The sequence below is a fragment of the Pseudomonas sp. J380 genome, from assembly GCF_009827115.1.
GTDB classification, from domain to species: domain Bacteria; phylum Pseudomonadota; class Gammaproteobacteria; order Pseudomonadales; family Pseudomonadaceae; genus Aquipseudomonas; species Aquipseudomonas paracarnis.
Map to the genome: position 1 here is coordinate 372,671 of NZ_CP043060.1, position 19,385 is coordinate 392,055.

14 protein-coding genes are annotated in these 19,385 nt (G+C 61.5%); 9 read left to right on the top strand and 5 right to left on the bottom strand.

Annotation, left to right across the window (positions count from 1 at the left end; translation table 11 throughout):
* Window positions 1-40: 40 nt before the first annotated feature.
* Window positions 41-970 (bottom strand): LysR family transcriptional regulator, encoded by a 930-nt coding sequence (locus FXO12_RS01925; RefSeq protein ID WP_057974929.1) that lies wholly within the window; start codon window positions 968-970, stop codon window positions 41-43.
* A 151-nt stretch (window positions 971-1,121) separates the two neighbouring features.
* On the opposite strand from FXO12_RS01925, the gene FXO12_RS01930 reads away from it, so the two are divergent.
* Window positions 1,122-2,351, top strand: a complete 1,230-nt coding sequence (locus tag FXO12_RS01930; RefSeq protein WP_034127914.1) for an acyl-CoA dehydrogenase — start codon at window positions 1,122-1,124, stop codon at window positions 2,349-2,351.
* Window positions 2,352-2,485: 134 nt separating this feature from the next.
* On the opposite strand, the gene FXO12_RS01940 is transcribed toward FXO12_RS01930, so the two are convergent.
* The gene (locus FXO12_RS01940; protein ID WP_057974928.1) at window positions 2,486-3,817 is read right to left on the bottom strand and encodes a substrate-binding domain-containing protein; all 1,332 of its coding nucleotides are present in this window, start codon (window positions 3,815-3,817) and stop codon (window positions 2,486-2,488) included.
* 193 nt (window positions 3,818-4,010) lie between these two features.
* Window positions 4,011-4,823 carry an exodeoxyribonuclease III gene (xthA, locus tag FXO12_RS01945; protein WP_057974927.1) on the bottom strand — a complete coding sequence of 271 codons (813 nt, stop codon included), beginning with the start codon at window positions 4,821-4,823 and terminating at the stop codon, window positions 4,011-4,013.
* A 168-nt stretch (window positions 4,824-4,991) separates the two neighbouring features.
* On the opposite strand from xthA, the gene FXO12_RS01950 reads away from it, so the two are divergent.
* The 7 genes from FXO12_RS01950 (at window position 4,992) to FXO12_RS01980 (ending at window position 16,062) form a co-directional block, all read left to right on the top strand.
* Window positions 4,992-5,642, top strand: coding sequence for an N-acetyltransferase (locus FXO12_RS01950; protein WP_034127911.1), 651 nt, complete (start codon window positions 4,992-4,994; stop codon window positions 5,640-5,642).
* 64 nt (window positions 5,643-5,706) lie between these two features.
* A complete protein-coding gene (locus FXO12_RS01955; RefSeq protein WP_057974926.1) occupies window positions 5,707-7,434 on the top strand; it encodes an autotransporter assembly complex family protein in 1,728 nt (575 codons plus the stop codon).
* Window positions 7,434-11,120: a translocation/assembly module TamB domain-containing protein gene (locus FXO12_RS01960; RefSeq protein WP_082631480.1), complete on the top strand. Its 3,687-nt coding sequence runs from the start codon at window positions 7,434-7,436 to the stop codon at window positions 11,118-11,120. Before FXO12_RS01955 ends, FXO12_RS01960 begins: the two co-directional genes overlap by 1 nt.
* Window positions 11,121-11,396: 276 nt before the next feature.
* Complete coding sequence (locus tag FXO12_RS01965) at window positions 11,397-11,870, top strand: MarR family winged helix-turn-helix transcriptional regulator (RefSeq protein WP_014718945.1); 474 nt, start codon at window positions 11,397-11,399, stop codon at window positions 11,868-11,870.
* Window positions 11,867-13,318 carry an efflux transporter outer membrane subunit gene (locus FXO12_RS01970; protein WP_054897284.1) on the top strand — a complete coding sequence of 484 codons (1,452 nt, stop codon included), beginning with the start codon at window positions 11,867-11,869 and terminating at the stop codon, window positions 13,316-13,318. The genes FXO12_RS01965 and FXO12_RS01970 overlap by 4 nt, the downstream gene beginning before the upstream one ends.
* Window positions 13,319-13,333: 15 nt before the next feature.
* Window positions 13,334-14,533, top strand: coding sequence for an efflux RND transporter periplasmic adaptor subunit (locus FXO12_RS01975; protein WP_034127907.1), 1,200 nt, complete (start codon window positions 13,334-13,336; stop codon window positions 14,531-14,533).
* The gene (locus tag FXO12_RS01980; RefSeq protein WP_057974923.1) at window positions 14,533-16,062 is read left to right on the top strand and encodes a DHA2 family efflux MFS transporter permease subunit; all 1,530 of its coding nucleotides are present in this window, start codon (window positions 14,533-14,535) and stop codon (window positions 16,060-16,062) included. Before FXO12_RS01975 ends, FXO12_RS01980 begins: the two co-directional genes overlap by 1 nt.
* Before the next feature lie 133 nt (window positions 16,063-16,195).
* Here FXO12_RS01980 and lpxH read toward each other — a convergent pair whose 3' ends face one another.
* Window positions 16,196-16,945: a UDP-2,3-diacylglucosamine diphosphatase gene (gene lpxH / locus FXO12_RS01985; RefSeq protein ID WP_014718941.1), complete on the bottom strand. Its 750-nt coding sequence runs from the start codon at window positions 16,943-16,945 to the stop codon at window positions 16,196-16,198.
* Window positions 16,942-17,445, bottom strand: a complete 504-nt coding sequence (locus FXO12_RS01990) for a peptidylprolyl isomerase (protein ID WP_003174772.1) — start codon at window positions 17,443-17,445, stop codon at window positions 16,942-16,944. The genes lpxH and FXO12_RS01990 overlap by 4 nt, the downstream gene beginning before the upstream one ends.
* Before the next feature lie 237 nt (window positions 17,446-17,682).
* On the opposite strand from FXO12_RS01990, the gene FXO12_RS01995 reads away from it, so the two are divergent.
* Window positions 17,683-19,383, top strand: coding sequence for a glutamine--tRNA ligase/YqeY domain fusion protein (locus FXO12_RS01995; protein ID WP_160049511.1), 1,701 nt, complete (start codon window positions 17,683-17,685; stop codon window positions 19,381-19,383).
* Window positions 19,384-19,385: the final 2 nt, after the last annotated feature.

Sequence of the window (19,385 nt, forward strand, 5' to 3'; positions counted from 1 at the left end):
GAAGTCTTGGCGCTAAGCTAATTGCAGGTTGACGTAAACGTCAAGGCTGCAGGACTTTCTTTTCCTGGGCCGTCACCTGCTGGCACAACTCAATCATCTGTTCACGCATCCAGCGGTTCGCCGGGTCCTGGTCGGTGCTTTCGTGCCAGTACAAATGGGTTTCCACCGGCGGCACGTTGTTGACCGGCAAATGGAACCAGTGCAGTTCATGACGGCGAGCGAAACGCTCGGGCACGGTCATCACCATGTCGGTCTGTTGCAGCACCTGGGAGGCCATCAGGTAATGCTGGGAACGCAGGGCGATCTTGCGCTGAATGCCCATCTTGCCCAAGGCCAGGTCCACATAGCCCAAACCGTTGCGGCGGCTGGAGATATGGATATGGGTCAGCGACAGGTAATCATCCAGGGTGAATTTATCCTTGCCCGCCATCGGGTGGCCCTTGCGCATGGCACACACGTAGCGGTCTTCCATCAGCTTGACGTGACGCACCTGCGGGTCGGTGTTGAGCGGCGCATCCACGGCAAAATCCAGGCGCCCGGCGGCCAGTTCCTTGGTGGTTTCGCGGCGTTTGGACAGGAAACTCTCGATCACCACGGTCGGCGCCAGGCGACGCAGGCGCTGGAACAGCAGCGGCAGGATCACGGCCTCGGTCAGGTCGGTCATGCTGATACGGTAGGTCTTGGCCGCCTGCTGCGGGTTGAAGATGCGGCTTTCCTGCACGGACACGCGCAGCAACGATAACGCATTGCGCACCGGGCCGATGATGTTCTGCGCCATGGGCGTGGGCACCATGCCTTGGGCGGTACGCACGAACAGCGGGTCGTTGAAGGTCTCGCGCAACCGCGCCAGGGCGTTGGACACCGCCGGCTGGGTGATACCCACGATCTGGCCGGCGCGGGTCAGGTTGGCTTCGGTGTAAATCGCGTCGAAGACAATAAAGAGGTTGAGGTCGACCTTGCTCAGATTCATTTCGTTGCGCTCTTATTGTGAGGTGCTCATACGCCGATCATATATCGGTGATGAATGTTAATACACGGCGAGAATAGGCTAGGTAAATTATCAGCGCTGTTCTAGCATCGAATGCATGACCTAAACAACCTCTCAGAGAAGGGAGCTGCTCATGGATTTCGCCTATTCGCCCAAGGTTCAGGAACTGCGTGAACGCGTCACTGCGTTCATGGACGCTTATGTCTACCCGGCCGAACCGGTGTTCGAACGCCAAGTCAGCGAAGGTGATCGCTGGCAGCCCACGGCGATCATGGAAGAACTCAAGGCCAAGGCGAAGGCCGAGGGCTTGTGGAACCTGTTTCTGCCGGAATCCGAACTGGGCGCTGGCCTGACCAACCTTGAATACGCACCCTTGGCGGAAATCATGGGCCGCTCGTTGCTCGGCCCGGAGCCATTCAACTGCTCCGCTCCCGACACCGGCAATATGGAAGTGCTGGTGCGCTACGCCAACGAAGAACAGAAACAGCGCTGGCTCGAACCCTTGCTGCGCGGCGAGATTCGCTCGGCTTTTGCCATGACCGAACCGGATGTGGCGTCCTCGGACGCCACCAACATGGCCGCCCGCGCCGAACGCCAGGGCGACGAGTGGGTGATCAACGGCAAGAAGTGGTGGACCTCCGGCGCCTGCGACCCGCGCTGCAAGATCCTGATCTTCATGGGCCTGAGCAACCCCGATGCGCCGCGTCACCAGCAGCACTCGATGATCCTGGTGCCGGTCGACACCCCAGGCGTGAAAATCCTGCGGCCGCTGCCGGTATTCGGCTACGACGATGCGCCCCACGGCCATGCCGAAGTGCTGTTCGACAATGTGCGTGTGCCTTATGAAAACGTGTTGCTGGGCGAAGGCCGTGGCTTCGAGATCGCCCAGGGCCGCCTTGGCCCTGGCCGCATTCACCACTGCATGCGTTCGGTCGGCATGGCCGAACGCGCATTGGAGTTGATGTGCAAACGCTCGGTCAGCCGCACTGCCTTCGGCAAGCCTTTGGCGCGGTTGGGCGGCAATATCGACAAGATCGCCGACTCACGCATGGAAATTGACATGGCCCGCCTGCTGACCTTGAAAGCGGCGTACATGATGGACACCGTGGGTAACAAAGTGGCGAAAAGCGAAATCGCCCAGATCAAGGTGGTGGCACCGAATGTGGCCTTGAAAGTCATCGACCGCGCGATCCAGATGCACGGCGGTGCCGGGGTGTCCAACGACTTCCCGCTGGCCTATATGTACGCCATGCAACGCACCCTGCGCCTGGCCGACGGCCCGGACGAAGTGCACCGTGCGGCGATTGGCAAGTTCGAGATTGGCAAATATGTGCCTCGGGAATTGATGCGCGGCGGGCAGTAACACTGATGATGATCGTTCCCACGCTCTGCGTGGGAACGCCTCCCGTGACGCTCTGCGTCACCCTCTCAAGAGCGGACGCGGAGCGTCCAGAGCGGCATTCCCACGCGGAGCGTGGGAACGATCTTCAACGATCTTCAGTACACCCAAACCTCCACTCGCCGATTCTTGATCCGGCCTTCATCCGCAGTATTGGCCGCCACCGGCATCTGCGCGCCAAACCCGCGAATATCCTTGAGCACCACGCCGCTCTTGACCAGCTCTCGGCGCACTGCCATCGCCCGCAACTTCGATAGCAGCGCCGCACGTTGCGGATCATTCTTGGTGTCGCCAAACCCCACCAGCGTCACCTGTTTATTCAGCTTGCCGTGGCTTCTGATATAGGCGACCACCCGCTGCACATCCTGGCGCGCCTTATTGTCGAGGCTGGCGCTGCCCTCGTCGAAGCGAAAATTCACCGTCAGGCGCTGAGCGTCTCGGGCGATGGCCTGGTAATCGTCGGGCATCGACGGGCGCGGCGCCACACCGATCGCTTGCACCTGCTGGGCGATGAAGCCATTGGCAGCCACAATCGCCTGGCCCTTGCTGCCTTGGGAAAACTCCACCATCGCCTTGGCCCATGGGTTGCGGGAAGAGGGCGGCAAGTAGAAGAACAGCCGACGTGACAGCGGGTAATCCTCGGTGGCGATCAGGCTGGTCAGCGGCAACATCGGTTGCGAGTCGCCGTCGACAATCGCCACCGCCTTGGCCTGGCGCACAGAGGGCAGGCCGATAAAACCGATGCCCTGGGGGTCCTGGCTCACCGCATCGGAAAGCTGTTCGCTGGATTCAAAGCGCTTGGCCAACGGCGCGAGCGGTTGGCCGCGGCGGCTCAGCACCAGTTCCCGGAAAGTGTCGAAGGTGCCGGATTGATCATCCCGGGCATATAAATGAATGGTCCCGCCTGTACCTCCCAGTGCCTCCCAGGTGCTGACCTCGCCGTTGAAGATTTGCGCCAATTGCTCGGTGTTGAGGCTATTGAGCGGGTTGCGCGGGTTGACGATGATTGCCAGGCCATCAATGGCGATCACATGCTCGGCGCCTGGGGTTTTCAAGTCCCCCAGGATATCGAGGTCCACCAACTCGCTGTCTTTGATCGGGCGGGACGCTGCGGCGAGGTCGGCGCGGTTGTTTTTCAGCGCCGCAAAGCCGGTGCTGGAACCGTGGGCCGCCACCTCGATGGTGACCGTCTGGCCTTGGCGTGTCTTGCCAACCACGCGCTGCTCATTCACCCCGGCACCCGGTTCAGCACGCACATCCTGCAAGCCCTGATACTCCATCAAGCCTTTGACCAGCGCCGGGCCGAGTGCCGCGCCGATGGTGTTGGAGCCCTGGATGCGCAGGGCCGGGCCTTGGTCGGGAATGGACAGAGGGGCCGCCACGGCGGGGAGTGCGATTGCAAAACACAGGAACAGAACGCGCAGCATCATGCCGGCACCTTCTCAGCCAAGGGAGTGCCGGGAGATTAAGTCAGTCGGATTGCAGTCATATGACCGACACGGGGCTGGCACCCCTGATCTCCTGTAGGAGCGAGCTTGCTCGCGAAAAACGTCAACGATAACGCGGGCTTCCTGAATAAACGCGGCGCCCTCAAGTTCTTCGCGAGCAAGCTCGCTCCTACAATCAGCTCAGTTCCAACCAGATCGGCGCATGGTCCGACGGTTTCTCCAGCCCACGCAAATCATAATCCACCCCCGCGTCCTTCACCCGAGGCACCAACCCGGTGGACGCCATGATTACGTCGATGCGCAGCCCGCGCTTGGGCTCGTCCTCAAAGCCACGGCTGCGGTAATCGAACCAGCTGAAGCGGTCGGTCACGTCCGGGTTGAGGTGGCGGAAGCTGTCCACCAGGCCCCAGTTCTTCAAGCGTGCCATCCACTCGCGTTCTTCCGGCAGGAAGCTGCACTTGCCGGTTTTCAGCCAGCGCTTGGCGTTGTCGGCGCCGATGCCGATGTCGCAGTCCTCTGGGGAAATGTTCACGTCGCCCATCACCACCAGCGCCTGGTCATTGCTGAACTGGCTTTCCAGCAATTGCTGCAAGTCTTCATAGAAGCGCTGCTTGGCCGGGAACTTGGTTGGGTGGTCGCGGCTTTCGCCCTGGGGGAAGTAGCCGTTCATGATGGTCACTGGGTGGCCGTTTTCGTCGGCGAAGGTGCCCCAGATAAACCGGCGCTGGGCGTCTTCTTCATCGCTGGCAAAGCCTTTGTGCACGCTCAACGCTTCTTTGCGCGAAAGCAGGGCCACGCCGTAGTGGCCTTTCTGCCCGTGGTAGTACACGTGATAACCCAGGGCCTGCACTTCGGCCAACGGGAACTGATCATCGTGGACCTTGGTTTCCTGCAAACCGATCACGTCCGGTTGATGCTTTTCAATCAGCGCCGCCAACTGATGAGGGCGAGCACGCAGCCCGTTGATATTGAAGGAGACGATTTTCATGGTCGGCAGTCCAGTCTGGCAAAAGGGCGATGCTAGCCGACAAGTCGGATGGGGGCCAGCGTGGCGGCCGGATGAATGCGCTGCTAATGTCTGGGAACGACTGGAGCTGTGCAGGTTCGTACCCATAAGAACGCCATGTTTGAGTGGCGCCCAGGGAGATTGACTGTTATGCCAGACACTTCGACGGCCACTGCCGAAATCCGCCTGCTCAATAGCGGTTACTCCCGCGAAGCGCGATCCCTGCTGTACCAGGCGTATCGCCATGAGCCGACCTTTGCCTATATCTTCGAAGCCGAGCGGGCGGGCTATGAGCAGCGAGTACGTGCCACTGTGCGCGAACTGGTCAAGCAGCATTTTTTCCAGAAACTCCCGGCCATCGGCCTGTTCGTCAACGACCGGCTGATCGGCATTGCCCTGATTGCACCGCCCCAGCGGCGCCTGGGCATCACCGAAAGCTGGGCCTGGCAAATCCGCATGTGGCTGAGCACCGGCGTGCGCGGTACGCGGCGTTACCTGGAATACCATCATGCCGTCATGGCGTGCCTGCCCAACACGTCTGTGCATGTGCTGCCGCTGCTGGGCATTCACCCGCAGTTCCAGGGCAAGCACCATGGTGAGCAGTTGCTGGAAGCGGTACACAATTGGTGTGCCGACGACCCGCATTCATCCGGCGTGGTGCTCGACACCGGTAACTCCCGTTATTTGGATTTCTACAAGCGACAGGGCTATGAGGAAATCGGCGAAGTCGCCGTAGGGCCGGTGCGCGAGCATGTGTTTTTCCATCCCAATCCCCAGGCGTTACATCCTGCAACGGCTTGAGACAGAATTATTCAGAAGAATCCGGGTTCATAGTTCCTCTCTCGCTCGTGTAGCATCCGCGCCTATGAAGTTTCCAGGAAGATTTACCAGCGGCTTGATTCTGCTGTTCACGAGCTGCGGCGCATTGGCGCAAAGCGAACTGGACGTGCGGATCAAACCCTCGAACGACGCGCTGAAAGCCAACATCGAAGGCTATATCGGCGGTGTGGGCGATCGTGATGAAGAAGCCTTGCTGCGGTTCAGCCGTGGCGCCGAGGAGCAGGCGCGCAAAGCCGCGCAGGCCCTGGGCTACTATCAGCCACAGATCAACAGCGAGGTGAAGGGCGGCAAGAACCCGCGCCTGACCCTCACCATCGACCCCGGCGAACCGGTGCACTTGCGCGACGTCACCATAAGGGTCGATGGCCAGGCTGCGAGCCTCAAGGCGTTTCGCGTGCCCGCCAGCGACGACCTCAAGCCCGGCGCCGTGCTCAATCACGGCCATTACGAAGACGCCAAGCGCCTGATCCAGAACCAGGCCTCGCGCTACGGGTTTTTCAGCGGGCGCTTCACCAGCCAGAAACTTGCCATAGACCCTCAAGCGGGCGTGGCCGACATCGAACTCATTTACGACAGCGGCCCACGCTACAGCATGGGCAAGGTCAGCTTCACCGGCGACACGCCCTTTGATGAAGAGCTGTTGCAGCGCATGGTGCCGTTCAAGCCCGGCACACCCTATGACTCCGAACTGGTCGCCGAACTCAACCAGAACCTGCAAGCCAGTGGCTTCTTCGAAGGCGTGCGCGTCGACGCCAGCCCCACCGCCGCCACCGATGATGTGATCCCGGTGGCGGTGCAACTGGACACCCGCAAGCCGCGCACCATGGGCCTGGGCCTGGGTTATTCCACTGACGTCGGCCCACGGGGCAAAGCCAACTGGACGCGCCATTGGGTCAACCCACAGGGCCACAGTTATGGCTGGGAAGCTGAACTGTCGGCGCCACGGCAGAACGTCGGGTTGTGGTACGACATCCCGCTCGACCCGCCGCTCACTGACAAATTGCGCTTTGCTGGCGGCTACCAGAATGAAGAGATCGCTAACACTGACACCCTGAGCAAGCTGCTCACCATCGGCCCCGAATGGCACAGCAAGTTGCCCAGTGGCTGGACGCGGGTGATCTCCCTCAAGTACCAGCGCGAAGAATATCGCCTGGGCAATGACTCGGGCCTGAGTAACCTGCTGATGCCTGGCGTGAGTTATTCCTACCTGCGCAGTGACAACCGCATCGACCCGCACCATGGCTACCGCCTGATGTTCGACACCAAGGTCGCCAAAGAGGGCCTTGGGTCCGACACCAACTTGCTTTACGGCACAGCGACGGTCAAGGGCTTGACCACCTTGTGGGACAACCACCGCTTCCTGGGCCGTGCGCAATTTGGCGGCAGTGCCACCAATGGCTACAAATCCGTGCCTCCTTCCTTGCGCTTCTTCGCCGGTGGTGACCAGAGTGTGCGCGGCTACGAGTACCAGACGCTATCGCCCGAGAACGATCGCGGCGACCGCATCGGCGGCCGCTACATGGTGGCCCTGAGCGCTGAGTATCAATATTCCATCACCGATAAATGGCGTATCGCGACCTTTGTCGACCAGGGCAACTCCTTCAACAACCTGGACTTGCCCAGCCTGAAAACCGGCGTGGGTGTCGGCGTGCGCTGGGTGTCGCCGGTGGGGCCGATTCGCCTCGACCTGGCCCATGCCCTCGAAGATCCGGGCGGCGTTCGCTTGCACTTTTCCATGGGGCCTGAGCTGTGATGCGTGGTTTGAAAATAGCGGGGCTGGCGTTGGTTGCCATCCTCGTCTTGCTGTTGTTGGCGCTGTGGTCAGTGCTTGGCACCCAGGCGGGCAGTCGTTGGGCCTTGGCCCAGGTGCCAGGTTTGAGCGTGGAAAATTTCCAGGGGCGCCTGGGCGGGCAGTGGAGTGCCGATCATTTGCTGTGGCAGCAGGATGGCAGCCGCGTCGAGCTGAATGCACCGACGTTTGACTGGACGCCCGGCTGCCTGCTGCGCATGACCCTGTGCATCAACCGACTGGATGTGGAACAGGTCAGCCTGGAATTCGCCCCCAGTGCCGAAGAGAGCGACAGCGGGCCGATTCAACTGCCCGACCTGAAGCTGCCGGTTTCGCTCCAGTTGGGCGATGTTCGCATTGGCAGCCTGCTGTTCAACGGCAATGAAGAACTCAAGGGCCTGCAACTGGTGGCGCACTGGACTACCGCCGGCCTGCAGATCGACTCGGTGCATCTGCAGCGCGACGATCTGGTACTGGACCTCGCCGGTCTGCTGCAACCCAGCGGCGATTGGCCGTTGAATGCCACCGGTAACCTGAGCTTGCCCTATGCGCCGGGCGGCGCGCCCTGGAGCGTTGCTCTCAAGCTCGACGGCGACTTGCTCAAGACCCTCAAGCTCGACGCCGACAGCAGCGGCTATCTGCCGGCCAAGCTCACTGGCGAGCTGCAACCCCTGGTGGAAAACCTGCCGGCGCAGGTGCACATCACCTCCGAGTCGTTCAAACCCAGCGCAGACCTGCCCGATACCCTGCAACTCAATCAACTGGACTTGAACGCTAAAGGCGACCTGAGCAATGGCTACCAGTTGCTGGGCAAGGCCGTGCTACCGGCCGAAAACGGCCCGGTGGATTTACTGCTCAAGGGCAAGGTTGACGCCAAGGGCGCACAGATTGCTGGCCTGGACCTGACGGCCGGCGACAAGCAAAGCCTCAAGCTCAGTGCCAACCTGGACTGGCAACAAGGCTTCAGCGCGGACGCCAAGATCGACTGGCTGGACTTCCCCTGGCATCGCCTCTATCCGGTCATTGACGAACCGCAAGTGGCCTTGCGCACCTTCAACGGTGAAATCTCCTATAAAGACGGCAACTACCTGGGCAATCTCAAGGCCGACCTCGACGGCCCGGCGGGCAAGTTCAATGTGGTCACCCCCTTCAGTGGCGACCTCAAGCAGGTCTTCCTGCCTGAGCTGAAACTGAGTGCCGGCCAGGGCAAGGCCGAAGGCCACCTGAACCTGCAATTTGCCGACGGCATTGCCTGGGACACTGCGCTGGATCTGTCGGCGCTGAACCCTGCCTACTGGGTCGCAGAGTTGCCCGGCACCCTGGCCGGGCCGCTGCGCAGCAAAGGTGAGTTCAAGAACGAACAACTCAAGTTCAACGCTGACCTCGACCTCAAGGGCCGCCTGCGCGGGCAAACCGCTGTGCTGGCGGCCAAGGCCGAAGGCGCCGGCGAACAATGGACCCTCGCCAACCTGGACATCCGCCTGGGCGACAACCGCATCAACGGCAGCGGCAGCCTGCAACAGCGTCTGGCCGGGCAGATCGACATCAAGCTGGCGCGCCTGGCCCAGCTCTGGCCGCAACTGCGTGGGCAAGTCAACGGGCGTGTCGAAGTGGCTGGCACCTTGAAAGCCCCTCAAGGCAAGCTCGACCTCAAGGGTCAGCAACTGGCCTTTGCCGACAACCGTCTGCAAACCCTCAACCTGGACGCCAACCTCGATAGCGTCCAGCGCGCCAAGCTCGACCTCAAGGCCAACGGCATTCAAAGCGGCGAGACGCAAGTCGGCAACCTCACCGCCAGCGCCCAGGGCGATATCAAGAACCAGAAAGTCCAGCTGGCGCTGACTGGCCCGCTGGTCAAACTGGCCCTGGCCCTGGATGGTAGCCTTGACAAAGACAACTGGCGCGGGCGCCTGGCCAGTGGCGACGTGCAAGCCGGTGGCCAGGATTGGCGGTTGCAAGCCCCGGCGAAGATCGAACGCCTGGCCGATGGCAAGCTGACCTTCGGTGCGCACTGCTGGGTCTCCGGTGGCGCCAGCCTGTGTGGGGAAGACCAGCGCCTGATGCCCGAGCCGAAGTTGCGTTACCACCTCAAGCAATTCCCTCTCGACAGCCTCGCGGGGTTCTTGCCCAAAGACTTCGCCTGGCAGGGCAGGCTCAACGCCGATGTGCAACTCGACTTGCCCCAGAGCGGCCCAAAAGGTGTGGTCGCGGTGGACGCCAGTGGCGGCACCTTGCGCGTGCGCGACAAGGGCCAGTGGCTGGATTTCCCCTACGACACCCTGAAGCTGGAAACCACCCTCAATCCCAAGCGCATCGACACCCAGCTGAATTTCCGTGGCGGCAAGCTTGGCCAATTGTTGTTGCAGGCGCAGATCAATCCGCTGCCGAGCAACAAGCCGATCACCGGCAATTTCAGCCTTACGGGTCTGGACCTCGCCGTAGCGCGGCCCTTTGTACCCATGGTGGAAAAACTCAGCGGCAAACTCAACGGCAATGGCCGCATCTCCGGCGGCTTGCTCGCGCCCCTGGTCAACGGCAACCTGAACCTTGTGGACGGCGAAATCTCCGGGCCGGAACTGCCCATCAGCCTCGAGGGCCTGAACCTGCAGGCGCAAATCGCCGGCGAAAGCGTGCAGCTCAACGGCGGCTGGCACAGCGGCAAAGCCGGGCAGGGCAGCCTCAAGGGCCAGATCGACTGGGGCCGCGCCCTGGTGGTCGACCTCAGCCTCAAAGGCTCGCAACTGCCGGTCACCGTGGAACCCTACGCCAAGCTGGAGGTAGCACCCGACCTGAAGATCAGCCTAAAGAACGACAAACTGGCGATTGCCGGCAAAGTCCACATCCCCCGTGGCGATATCACCGTGCGCGAACTGCCGCCTTCGACGGTCAAGGTGTCCGACGACACCGTGATCATCGGCAGCCAGACCGAAGAGGGCAAAGCGCCGATGGCCATGGCCATGGATATCGACGTGGAGGTGGGCGAGGACCAGCTCAACTTCGCCGGCTTCGGCCTCACCGCCAAGGTCCAGGGCCACGTGCATATCGGCGACAACATGGACACCCGTGGCGAGCTGTGGCTCAACGACGGCCGCTACCGCGCCTACGGCCAGCGCCTCAACGTGCGCCGTGCACGCCTGTTGTTTGCCGGGCCGCTGGACCAACCGTTTCTGGATATCGAGGCGGTGCGCGTGGTGGTCGAATCGTCCCGCACCGTGACCGCCGGTATTCGCCTGAGCGGCAGCGCCGAACAGCCCACCACGCAGATCTTTTCCGAGCCGGCCATGGCCCAGGAAGATGCGTTGTCATACCTGGTGCTGGGCCGTTCGCGCACCAACACCGGCGAAGACAACAACATGCTCGCCGAAGCCGCCCTGGGTCTGGGTTTGATGGGCAGCGCGGGGGTGACCTCGGATATTGCCAACAAGCTGGGGATTCAGGATTTTGATCTGGACACCCAGGGTACGGGTAACAGCACCGCCGTGGTGGCCAGCGGCAAGATCAACGAGAAGCTCAGCTTGCGTTATGGGGTAGGGGTGTTCGAACCGGCTAACACCATTGCCTTGCGCTACCTGCTGAGCAAGAAGGTGTACTTGGAAGTGGCCACGGGCGTAGCGAGTTCCCTGGATATCTTCTACAAGCGCGATTTCTAAACCTTGCCCGATCAAAAAATGTAGGAGCGAGCTTGCTCGCGAAAAACGTCAACGATAACGCGTGCATCCTGAATGCACGCGGTGCCCGTGAGTTTTTTCGCGAGCAAGCTCGCTCCTACAAAAAGCCTTAACTGGACTCTCGCTGATTTGATTGCTGTCCAAGGCTCTAAGTTACTCAACTACCAAGCAACCTAATTATTCCATTTGACATTCGCTGCCTAAGCAGTAACATCTCGTCACACATTCACTGCCTAGGCAGTAATAAGGTGACTTTCAATGCCTCACTTCACCCCTGACAACTTTCACAACTGCCACCTCGGGCTGTTGCTGGGCCGCGCCGCGATCCTCAAGGACCGCATCATCGACACCCATATGGAACCCCACGGCATCACCGCCGCGCAGTTCAAGGTGTTGATCATCATGGCCCAGTTCGGCGTCGATACCCCGGCGGAGTTGTGCCGCAACCTGTCCCTGGACAGCGGTTCGATGACGCGCATGCTCGACCGACTGGAGCAAAAAGACCTGCTCAGCCGCAAGCGTTCCGAGCTGGACCGGCGCCAGGTGCAGTTGGTGCTGACCGCCGAGGGCCAGCGCCTGGCGGACATGCTGCCGCACATCGGCGCCAAGGCTCTCAACCAGTTGGCCGGTGTGCTTGAGCCGGGCGAGCTGGAAACCCTGGAGCGGATCCTGAAGAAAATGCTGATCGCTGCGGGTGACCCCATCACGATCCAGCGGGTAGGTAGATCATGAACACACGCGCATTCAGCCTGGTGCTGGCGGCGATGACGTTGGCCGGTTGCGCCAATTACAGCGGCCTCGACACCCAGGGCCAGCGCCTCGACGCCAATACCTTGCACACCGGTAAATCCCTCAGCGGCGTGACGCTGTCGAGCGCCGCCTGGCCGGCCGCTGACTGGTGGAAAAGCCTGGGCGACCCACAGCTCGATGGCCTGATCCAGGAGGCCCTGCAAAACAGCCCCGACATGCAAGTGGCCGATGCCCGCGCCCATCAGGCCGAAGCCGCCGCCTATGCCGCCAACGCCGCCCGTATGCCGACCCTGGATGCCAGCGCCGGCGTGAGCCGTTCGCGCCTGGCCAAGGACCAGGACCCACGCGGGCAGGGCGATGCCTATTCGACGGTGCGCAACATCGGCGCCAGCTTCAATTACAACTTCGACCTGTGGGGCGGCCAGCGCGCCGCCTGGGAAGCGGCGTTGGGCGAGGCCCGTGCTGCCGAAGTCGACCAGCAGGCCGCGCGCCTGACACTGGCCGCGAACGTGGCCAAGGCCTACAGCGACCTGGGCCAGGCCCATATCGTGCGTGACCTGGCCGTCGATGACCTCAAGCGTACCCGCCAGATGCTCGACCTGAGCAAGCGCCGCCTGAGTTCCGGTATCGACAGCGAGTACCAGTTCCAGCAGACCGAGAGCCTGGAAGCCAGCTCTCAGTCGCAACTGATTGACGCGGAAAAACAACTGCAAAGCGCCAAGATCGCGTTGGCTGTGTTGCTCGGCAAAGGCCCGGACCGCGGTGACGAGTTGGCGCGCCCAGCGGTGCTCAAACCCAGCGCCGTGGCCGTGCCGGCGGTGTTGCCTGCCGAGTTGCTTGGCCGTCGCCCGGACTTGGTCGCCGCACGTTGGCGCGTAGAGGCCGCGAGCAAGAACATCGCTGCCAGCAAGACCCGCTTCTACCCCAACCTCAACCTGAGCGCGAGCGCAGGTGCCGAGTCGTTGCTGGGCGATGCGATGTTCGGTTCGGCCAGCCGCTTCTTCAACATTGCGCCGACGATTTCGCTGCCGATCTTTGACGGCGGCCGTCTGCGTGCTGATCTCGATGCCCGCGACGCCGACTACGACCTGGCCGTGGCCCAGTACAACAAAACCCTGGTGCAAGCCTTGGGCGATATCGGCAACAGCCTGTCCCAACTGCGCGACACCGGGCGGCAGATCCAGGCCCAGCAACATGCCGCCGACATCGCGCAGCAGTCCTACGACACCGGGGTGCAACGCTACAGCTCAGGCATCGGTAACTACCTGGATGTGCTCAGCATCGAGCAGCAATTGCTGCAGGCCCAGCGTCAGCTGGCCACCCTGAATGCGGCGCAGATCGACCTGTCGATTCAATTGATGCAGGCCCTGGGTGGCGGGTACCACGTCAACAGCGTGGCCGCGACCACCCCAGCTACACGCACGGAATAATTTGAGGTATTTGTCATGGCCACTGCCGACAGCAACAACGCAACCGAACAACCCAAAGACACCAACCCCCGCAAACGCAAAGTGATGCTGATCGGCCTGGCGCTGATCGTCATCCTGAGTGTGGTGGGCGTGTGGGCCTGGTATGAGTTCTACGGGCGCTTCAATGAAAGCACCGACGACGCCTATGTGAACGGCAACGTGGTGGAAATCACCCCGCTGGTCACCGGCACCGTGGTCAGCATTGGCGCCGACGATGGCGACCTGGTCCATGAAGGCCAGGTGCTGATCAACTTCGACCCCAACGACGCCGCCGTCGGCCTGCAGAGTGCCCAGGCCAACCTGGCCCGCACCGTGCGCCAAGTACGCGGCCTGTACAGCAACGTCGATGGCATGAAAGCCCAGGTCAATGCGCAGAAAGCCGATGTGCAAACCGCCCAGGACAACTACAACCGCCGCAAGACCCTGGCCCAGGGCGGCGCGATTTCCCAGGAAGAACTGTCTCACGCTCGCGACAGCCTGACCGCCGCCAAGAACGCCTTGACCAACCTTGAGCAACAACTGAAAACCACCAATGCCCTGGTGGATGACACCGTGATTTCGTCCCACCCCGATGTGCAAGCGGCCGCCGCGCAACTGCGCCAGGCGTACCTGACCAATGCGCGCAGCACCTTGATCGCGCCGGTCACCGGCTATGTGGCCAAGCGCACCGTGCAACTGGGCCAGCGCGTCCAACCGGGCACCGCGCTGATGGCGGTGATCCCGCTGGACCAGCTGTGGATCGACGCCAACTTCAAGGAAACCCAACTGCGGGATATGCGCATCGGCCAGCCGGTGGATATCGAGTCGGACATCTACGGCAGCGACGTCAAGTACAGCGGCACCGTCGACAGCCTTGGCGCCGGCACGGGCAGCGCGTTCGCCTTGCTGCCCGCGCAGAACGCCACCGGCAACTGGATCAAGATCGTGCAGCGGGTACCGGTGCGCATCCATATCAACGCCGAAGAGCTGGCCAAACACCCGCTGCGAGTGGGCTTGAGCACCGTGGTCAACGTAGACCTGCACGACCAGAGCGGCCCGGTGCTGGCGCAACAGGCGCCGCAAAAAGCCTCGTTCACCACCAACGTGTATGACCGCCAATTGGCCGAGGCCGATGCCATGATCAACCAGTTGATCCATGACAACAGCGTCGCCGCTCCCAAGGCTGCGCAACGCTGATGAGCAATAACGCCTCGTTCACGCCACCCAGCCTGTTGATGGCCACTATTGGCCTGTCGCTGGCGACCTTCATGCAGGTGCTCGACACCACCATCGCCAACGTGGCGTTGCCGACTATCTCCGGCAACCTGGGGGTGAGTTCGGAGCAGGGCACCTGGGTGATCACCTCGTTTGCGGTGAGCAACGCCATCGCCTTGCCGCTCACCGGTTGGTTGAGCCGGCGCTTTGGCGAGGTGAAGCTGTTTTTGTGGGCGACCCTGCTGTTTGTGCTGGCGTCGTTCCTGTGCGGTATTTCCACCTCGATGCCTGAGTTGATCGGCTTTCGGGTTCTGCAAGGTTTGGTGGCAGGGCCGCTGTACCCGATGACCCAGACCTTGCTGATTGCGGTCTACCCACCGGCCAAGCGCGGCATGGCCCTGGCGTTATTGGCGATGGTCACGGTGGTCGCGCCGATTGCCGGGCCCATCCTCGGCGGCTGGATCACCGACAGCTACAGTTGGCCGTGGATCTTTTTCATCAACGTGCCCATCGGTATCTTTGCGGTGATGGTGGTGCGTTCGCAGTTGAAGAAGCGTCCGGTGGTCACCAGTTATCAGCCGATGGATTACGTTGGGCTGCTGAGCCTGATCGTCGGCGTGGGCGCCTTGCAGATCATCCTCGACAAGGGCAATGACCTGGACTGGTTCGAGTCCAACTTCATCATCATGGGTGCGGCCATTTCGGTGATTGCCCTGGCGGTGTTCGTGATCTGGGAGATGACCGACAAGCACCCGGTGGTCAACCTGCGGCTGTTCGCGCACCGTAACTTCCGGATCGGCACCATCGTGTTGATCCTGGGTTATGCGGGCTTTTTCGGCATCAACCTGATCCTGCCGCAGTGGCTGCAAACCCAGATGGGCTACACCGCCACCTGGGCCGGGCTGGCGGTGGCACCGATCGGCATTTTGCCGGTGCTGATGTCGCCGTTCGTGGGCAAGTACGCGCACAAGTTCGACCTGCGCCTGCTGGCGGGCCTGGCGTTCCTGGCGATTGGCTTGAGCTGCTTCATGCGCGCCGGTTTCACCAACGAAGTGGACTTCACCCACATCGCCATGGTGCAGCTGTTCATGGGCATCGGCGTGGCGCTGTTCTTCATGCCTACCTTGAGCATCCTCATGTCCGACCTGCCGCCGCACCAGATTGCCGACGGCGCGGGGCTTGCGACCTTCCTGCGCACCTTGGGCGGCAGCTTCGCGGCCTCGCTGACAACCTGGATCTGGATTCGCCGGGCCGACCAGCACCATGCCTACATGAGCGAGAACATGACCGTCTACGACTCGACCACCCGCGATGCGTTGCAGGCGCTGGGTGGGGCAGGGCAGAAGGCCTATACCCAACTGGACCAGATTCTCACCAGCCAGGCGTACATGATGTCCACCGTGGATTACTTCACGTTGCTGGGGTGGATGTTCATGGGCTTGATGTTGCTGGTGTGGCTGGCCAAGCCACCGTTCACGGCGAAGGCCGGGCCTGCGGCTTCGGGGCACTGATTGTAAGGTCAGCGCGGTCCCTGTGGGAGCTGGCTTGCCTGCGATAGCATCACCTCGGTGCATCTGATACACCGAGGTGTCTGCATCGCAGGCAAGCCAGCTCCCACAGGTTGAACGGTGTTGTGTCAGAGGTTCAGGCGCCAGGCAACGCCAACTGCGGGTTGACGAAGTCAAACGCCGCCAGCTGAAACCCTTGCTCATCCACCTGCAGCGCCCACCCTTGCTTGTCCCAGTCCCCCAGCACAATGCGCTTGGCCGCCTGGTCGCCGATCTGCAACTTATGGATGGCGGGGCGGTGGGTATGGCCGTGGACCAGGGTGCGCACGCCGAACTGCTGCATCACCCGTGGCACTTCTTCAGGGGTGACATCGACAATGTCGTTGGCCTTCATGCGCACTTGAGCACTGCTCTCACTGCGCAACTTGCGCGCCAGTTTGTGACGCGTGCCCAAGGGCAGGTGGCGCAGGATAAACAGTACAACCGGGTTACGCAGGATGCGCCGCAGCTTCATATAGCCGAGGTCGCGGGTGCAGAGGCTGTCGCCGTGCATCAACAGCACTGGCTCGCCATACAACTGCACGACCGTCGGGTCCTTGAGCAAGGTAGCGCCTGCCGCTTTGCAGAACGCCTTGCCGATCAGGAAATCACGGTTGCCGTGCATGATGAAAATCGGGGTGCCGCTGTCGCTCAGCTCGCGCAGAGCCGCGCAGATGGAACGCTGGAAGGGGGTCATGCCATCGTCGCCAATCCAGGCTTCGAAGAAGTCCCCCAGAATGTACAACGCCTGGGCGCCACGGGCGCGGCCGTGGAGCAGATCCAGAAACGCCCGGGTGATGTCCGGGCGCTCCTCTTCCAGATGCAAATCTGAAATCAGCAATATCACCCAACGATCTCGGCTTTCTCGACGATCACGTCTTCGGCTGGAACGTCCTGGTGACCGGCCTTGGAGGTGGTCGATACGCCTTTGATCTTGTCGACAACGTCAGTGCCTTCGGTGACTTTACCGAACACCGCGTAGCCCCAACCCTGCACGTTCTTGCCGCTGTGGTTCAGGAAGGCGTTGTCGGCGACGTTGATGAAGAACTGCGCGGAGGCCGAATGCGGCTCCATGGTACGGGCCATGGCGACGGTGTACTTGTCGTTGGAAAGGCCGTTGTCCGCTTCGTTCTGGATGCTTGGGCGCTTGTCTTTCTTCTCTTTCATGCCCGGCTCGAAACCGCCGCCCTGGATCATGAAGTTACCGATGACACGGTGGAAAACAGTGTTTTCGTAGTGGCCGGCTTTGACGTATTCGATGAAGTTGGCGACGGTGATCGGCGCTTTCTCGGCGTTCAGCTCGATAACGATGTCACCGTGGTTGGTGGTCAGTTTGACTTGAGTCATGTTCGCTACTCTTTTCAGGGAATTCGTGGGTGTGGGCGCCTGGGCACCTTACCTGTCTGGCTAAACGACGGCCAAGGCGCGCAGTTTAGCGTGCCCTGCGGGAATTTCGAGGTGGTTTTTTACCGCCCGGGCAATTAATTGGCCGCGCTCTGTATGTGTCTTGACTGCTTCGGCTATTATGAGCCCTTTGTTTTATCTGGCCCCACCTGGCCACGCACCTGTCTGTTCAAGGATCCTATGAGCAAGCCCACTGTCGACCCTACCTCGAATACCAAGGCCGGACCTGCCGTCCCGGTCAATTTCCTGCGCCCGATCATCCAGGCGGACCTGGATTCGGGCAAGCACACGCAGATCGTCACCCGTTTCCCACCTGAGCCCAACGGCTACCTGCACATCGGCCACGCCAAGTCGATCTGTGTGAACTTCGGCCTGGCCCAGGAGTTCGGTGGCGTCACGCACCTGCGTTTCGACGACACCAACCCGGCCAAGGAAGACCAGGAATACATCGACGCCATCGAAAGCGACATCAAGTGGCTGGGCTTCGAATGGTCCGGTGAAGTGCGCTATGCCTCCAAGTATTTCGACCAGTTGTTCGACTGGGCTGTCGAGCTGATCAAGGCCGGCAAGGCCTATGTGGACGACCTGACCCCCGAGCAGGCCAAGGAGTACCGTGGCACGCTGACCGAGCCGGGCAAGAACAGCCCGTTCCGCGACCGTTCGGTGGAAGAGAACCTGGACTGGTTCAACCGTATGCGCGCCGGCGAGTTCCCGGACGGCGCCCGCGTGCTGCGCGCCAAGATCGACATGGCCTCGCCGAACATGAACCTGCGCGACCCGATCATGTACCGCATCCGCCATGCCCATCACCACCAGACCGGTGACAAGTGGTGCATCTACCCCAACTACGACTTCACCCACGGTCAGTCGGACGCCATCGAAGGCATCACCCACTCCATCTGCACCCTGGAGTTCGAAAGCCATCGCCCGCTGTACGAATGGTTCCTGGACAGCCTGCCGGTCCCGGCGCACCCACGTCAGTACGAGTTCAGCCGCCTGAACCTGAACTACACCATCACCAGCAAGCGCAAGCTCAAGCAACTGGTCGATGAAAAACACGTGCATGGCTGGGACGACCCGCGCATGTCCACGCTGTCGGGCTTCCGCCGCCGTGGCTACACCCCGGCGTCGATCCGCAATTTCTGCGACATGGTCGGCACCAACCGTTCCGACGGCGTAGTCGATTTCGGTATGCTGGAATTCAGCATCCGTCAGGACCTCGACGCCAACGCCCCGCGCGCCATGTGCGTGCTGCGCCCGTTGAAAGTCGTGATTACCAACTACCCGGAAGGCCAGGTCGAGAACCTCCAACTGCCGCGTCATCCGCAGAAAGAAGAGCTGGGCGTGCGCAAGTTGCCATTCGCCCGCGAGATCTACATCGACCGTGACGACTTCATGGAAGAGCCGCCAAAAGGCTACAAGCGCCTGGAGCCGAACGGCGAAGTGCGCCTGCGCGGCAGTTACGTGATCCGTGCGGACGAAGCGATCAAGGACGCCGACGGCAACATCGTCGAACTGCGTTGCTCGTACGATCCGGACACCCTGGGCAAGAACCCTGAAGGCCGCAAGGTCAAGGGTGTGGTCCACTGGGTGCCGGCCGCTGCCAGCATCGAATGCGAAGTGCGCCTGTACGATCGTCTGTTCCGCTCGCCAAACCCTGAGAAGGCTGAAGACAGCGCGAGTTTCCTCGACAACATCAACCCTGATTCCCTGCAAGTACTCACTGGTTGTCGTGCCGAGCCATCGCTTGGCGACGCACAGCCGGAAGACCGTTTCCAGTTCGAGCGCGAAGGCTACTTCTGCGCGGATATCAAGGACTCGAAACCTGGTGCTCCGGTATTCAACCGTACCGTGACCTTGCGAGATTCGTGGGGCCAGTGATT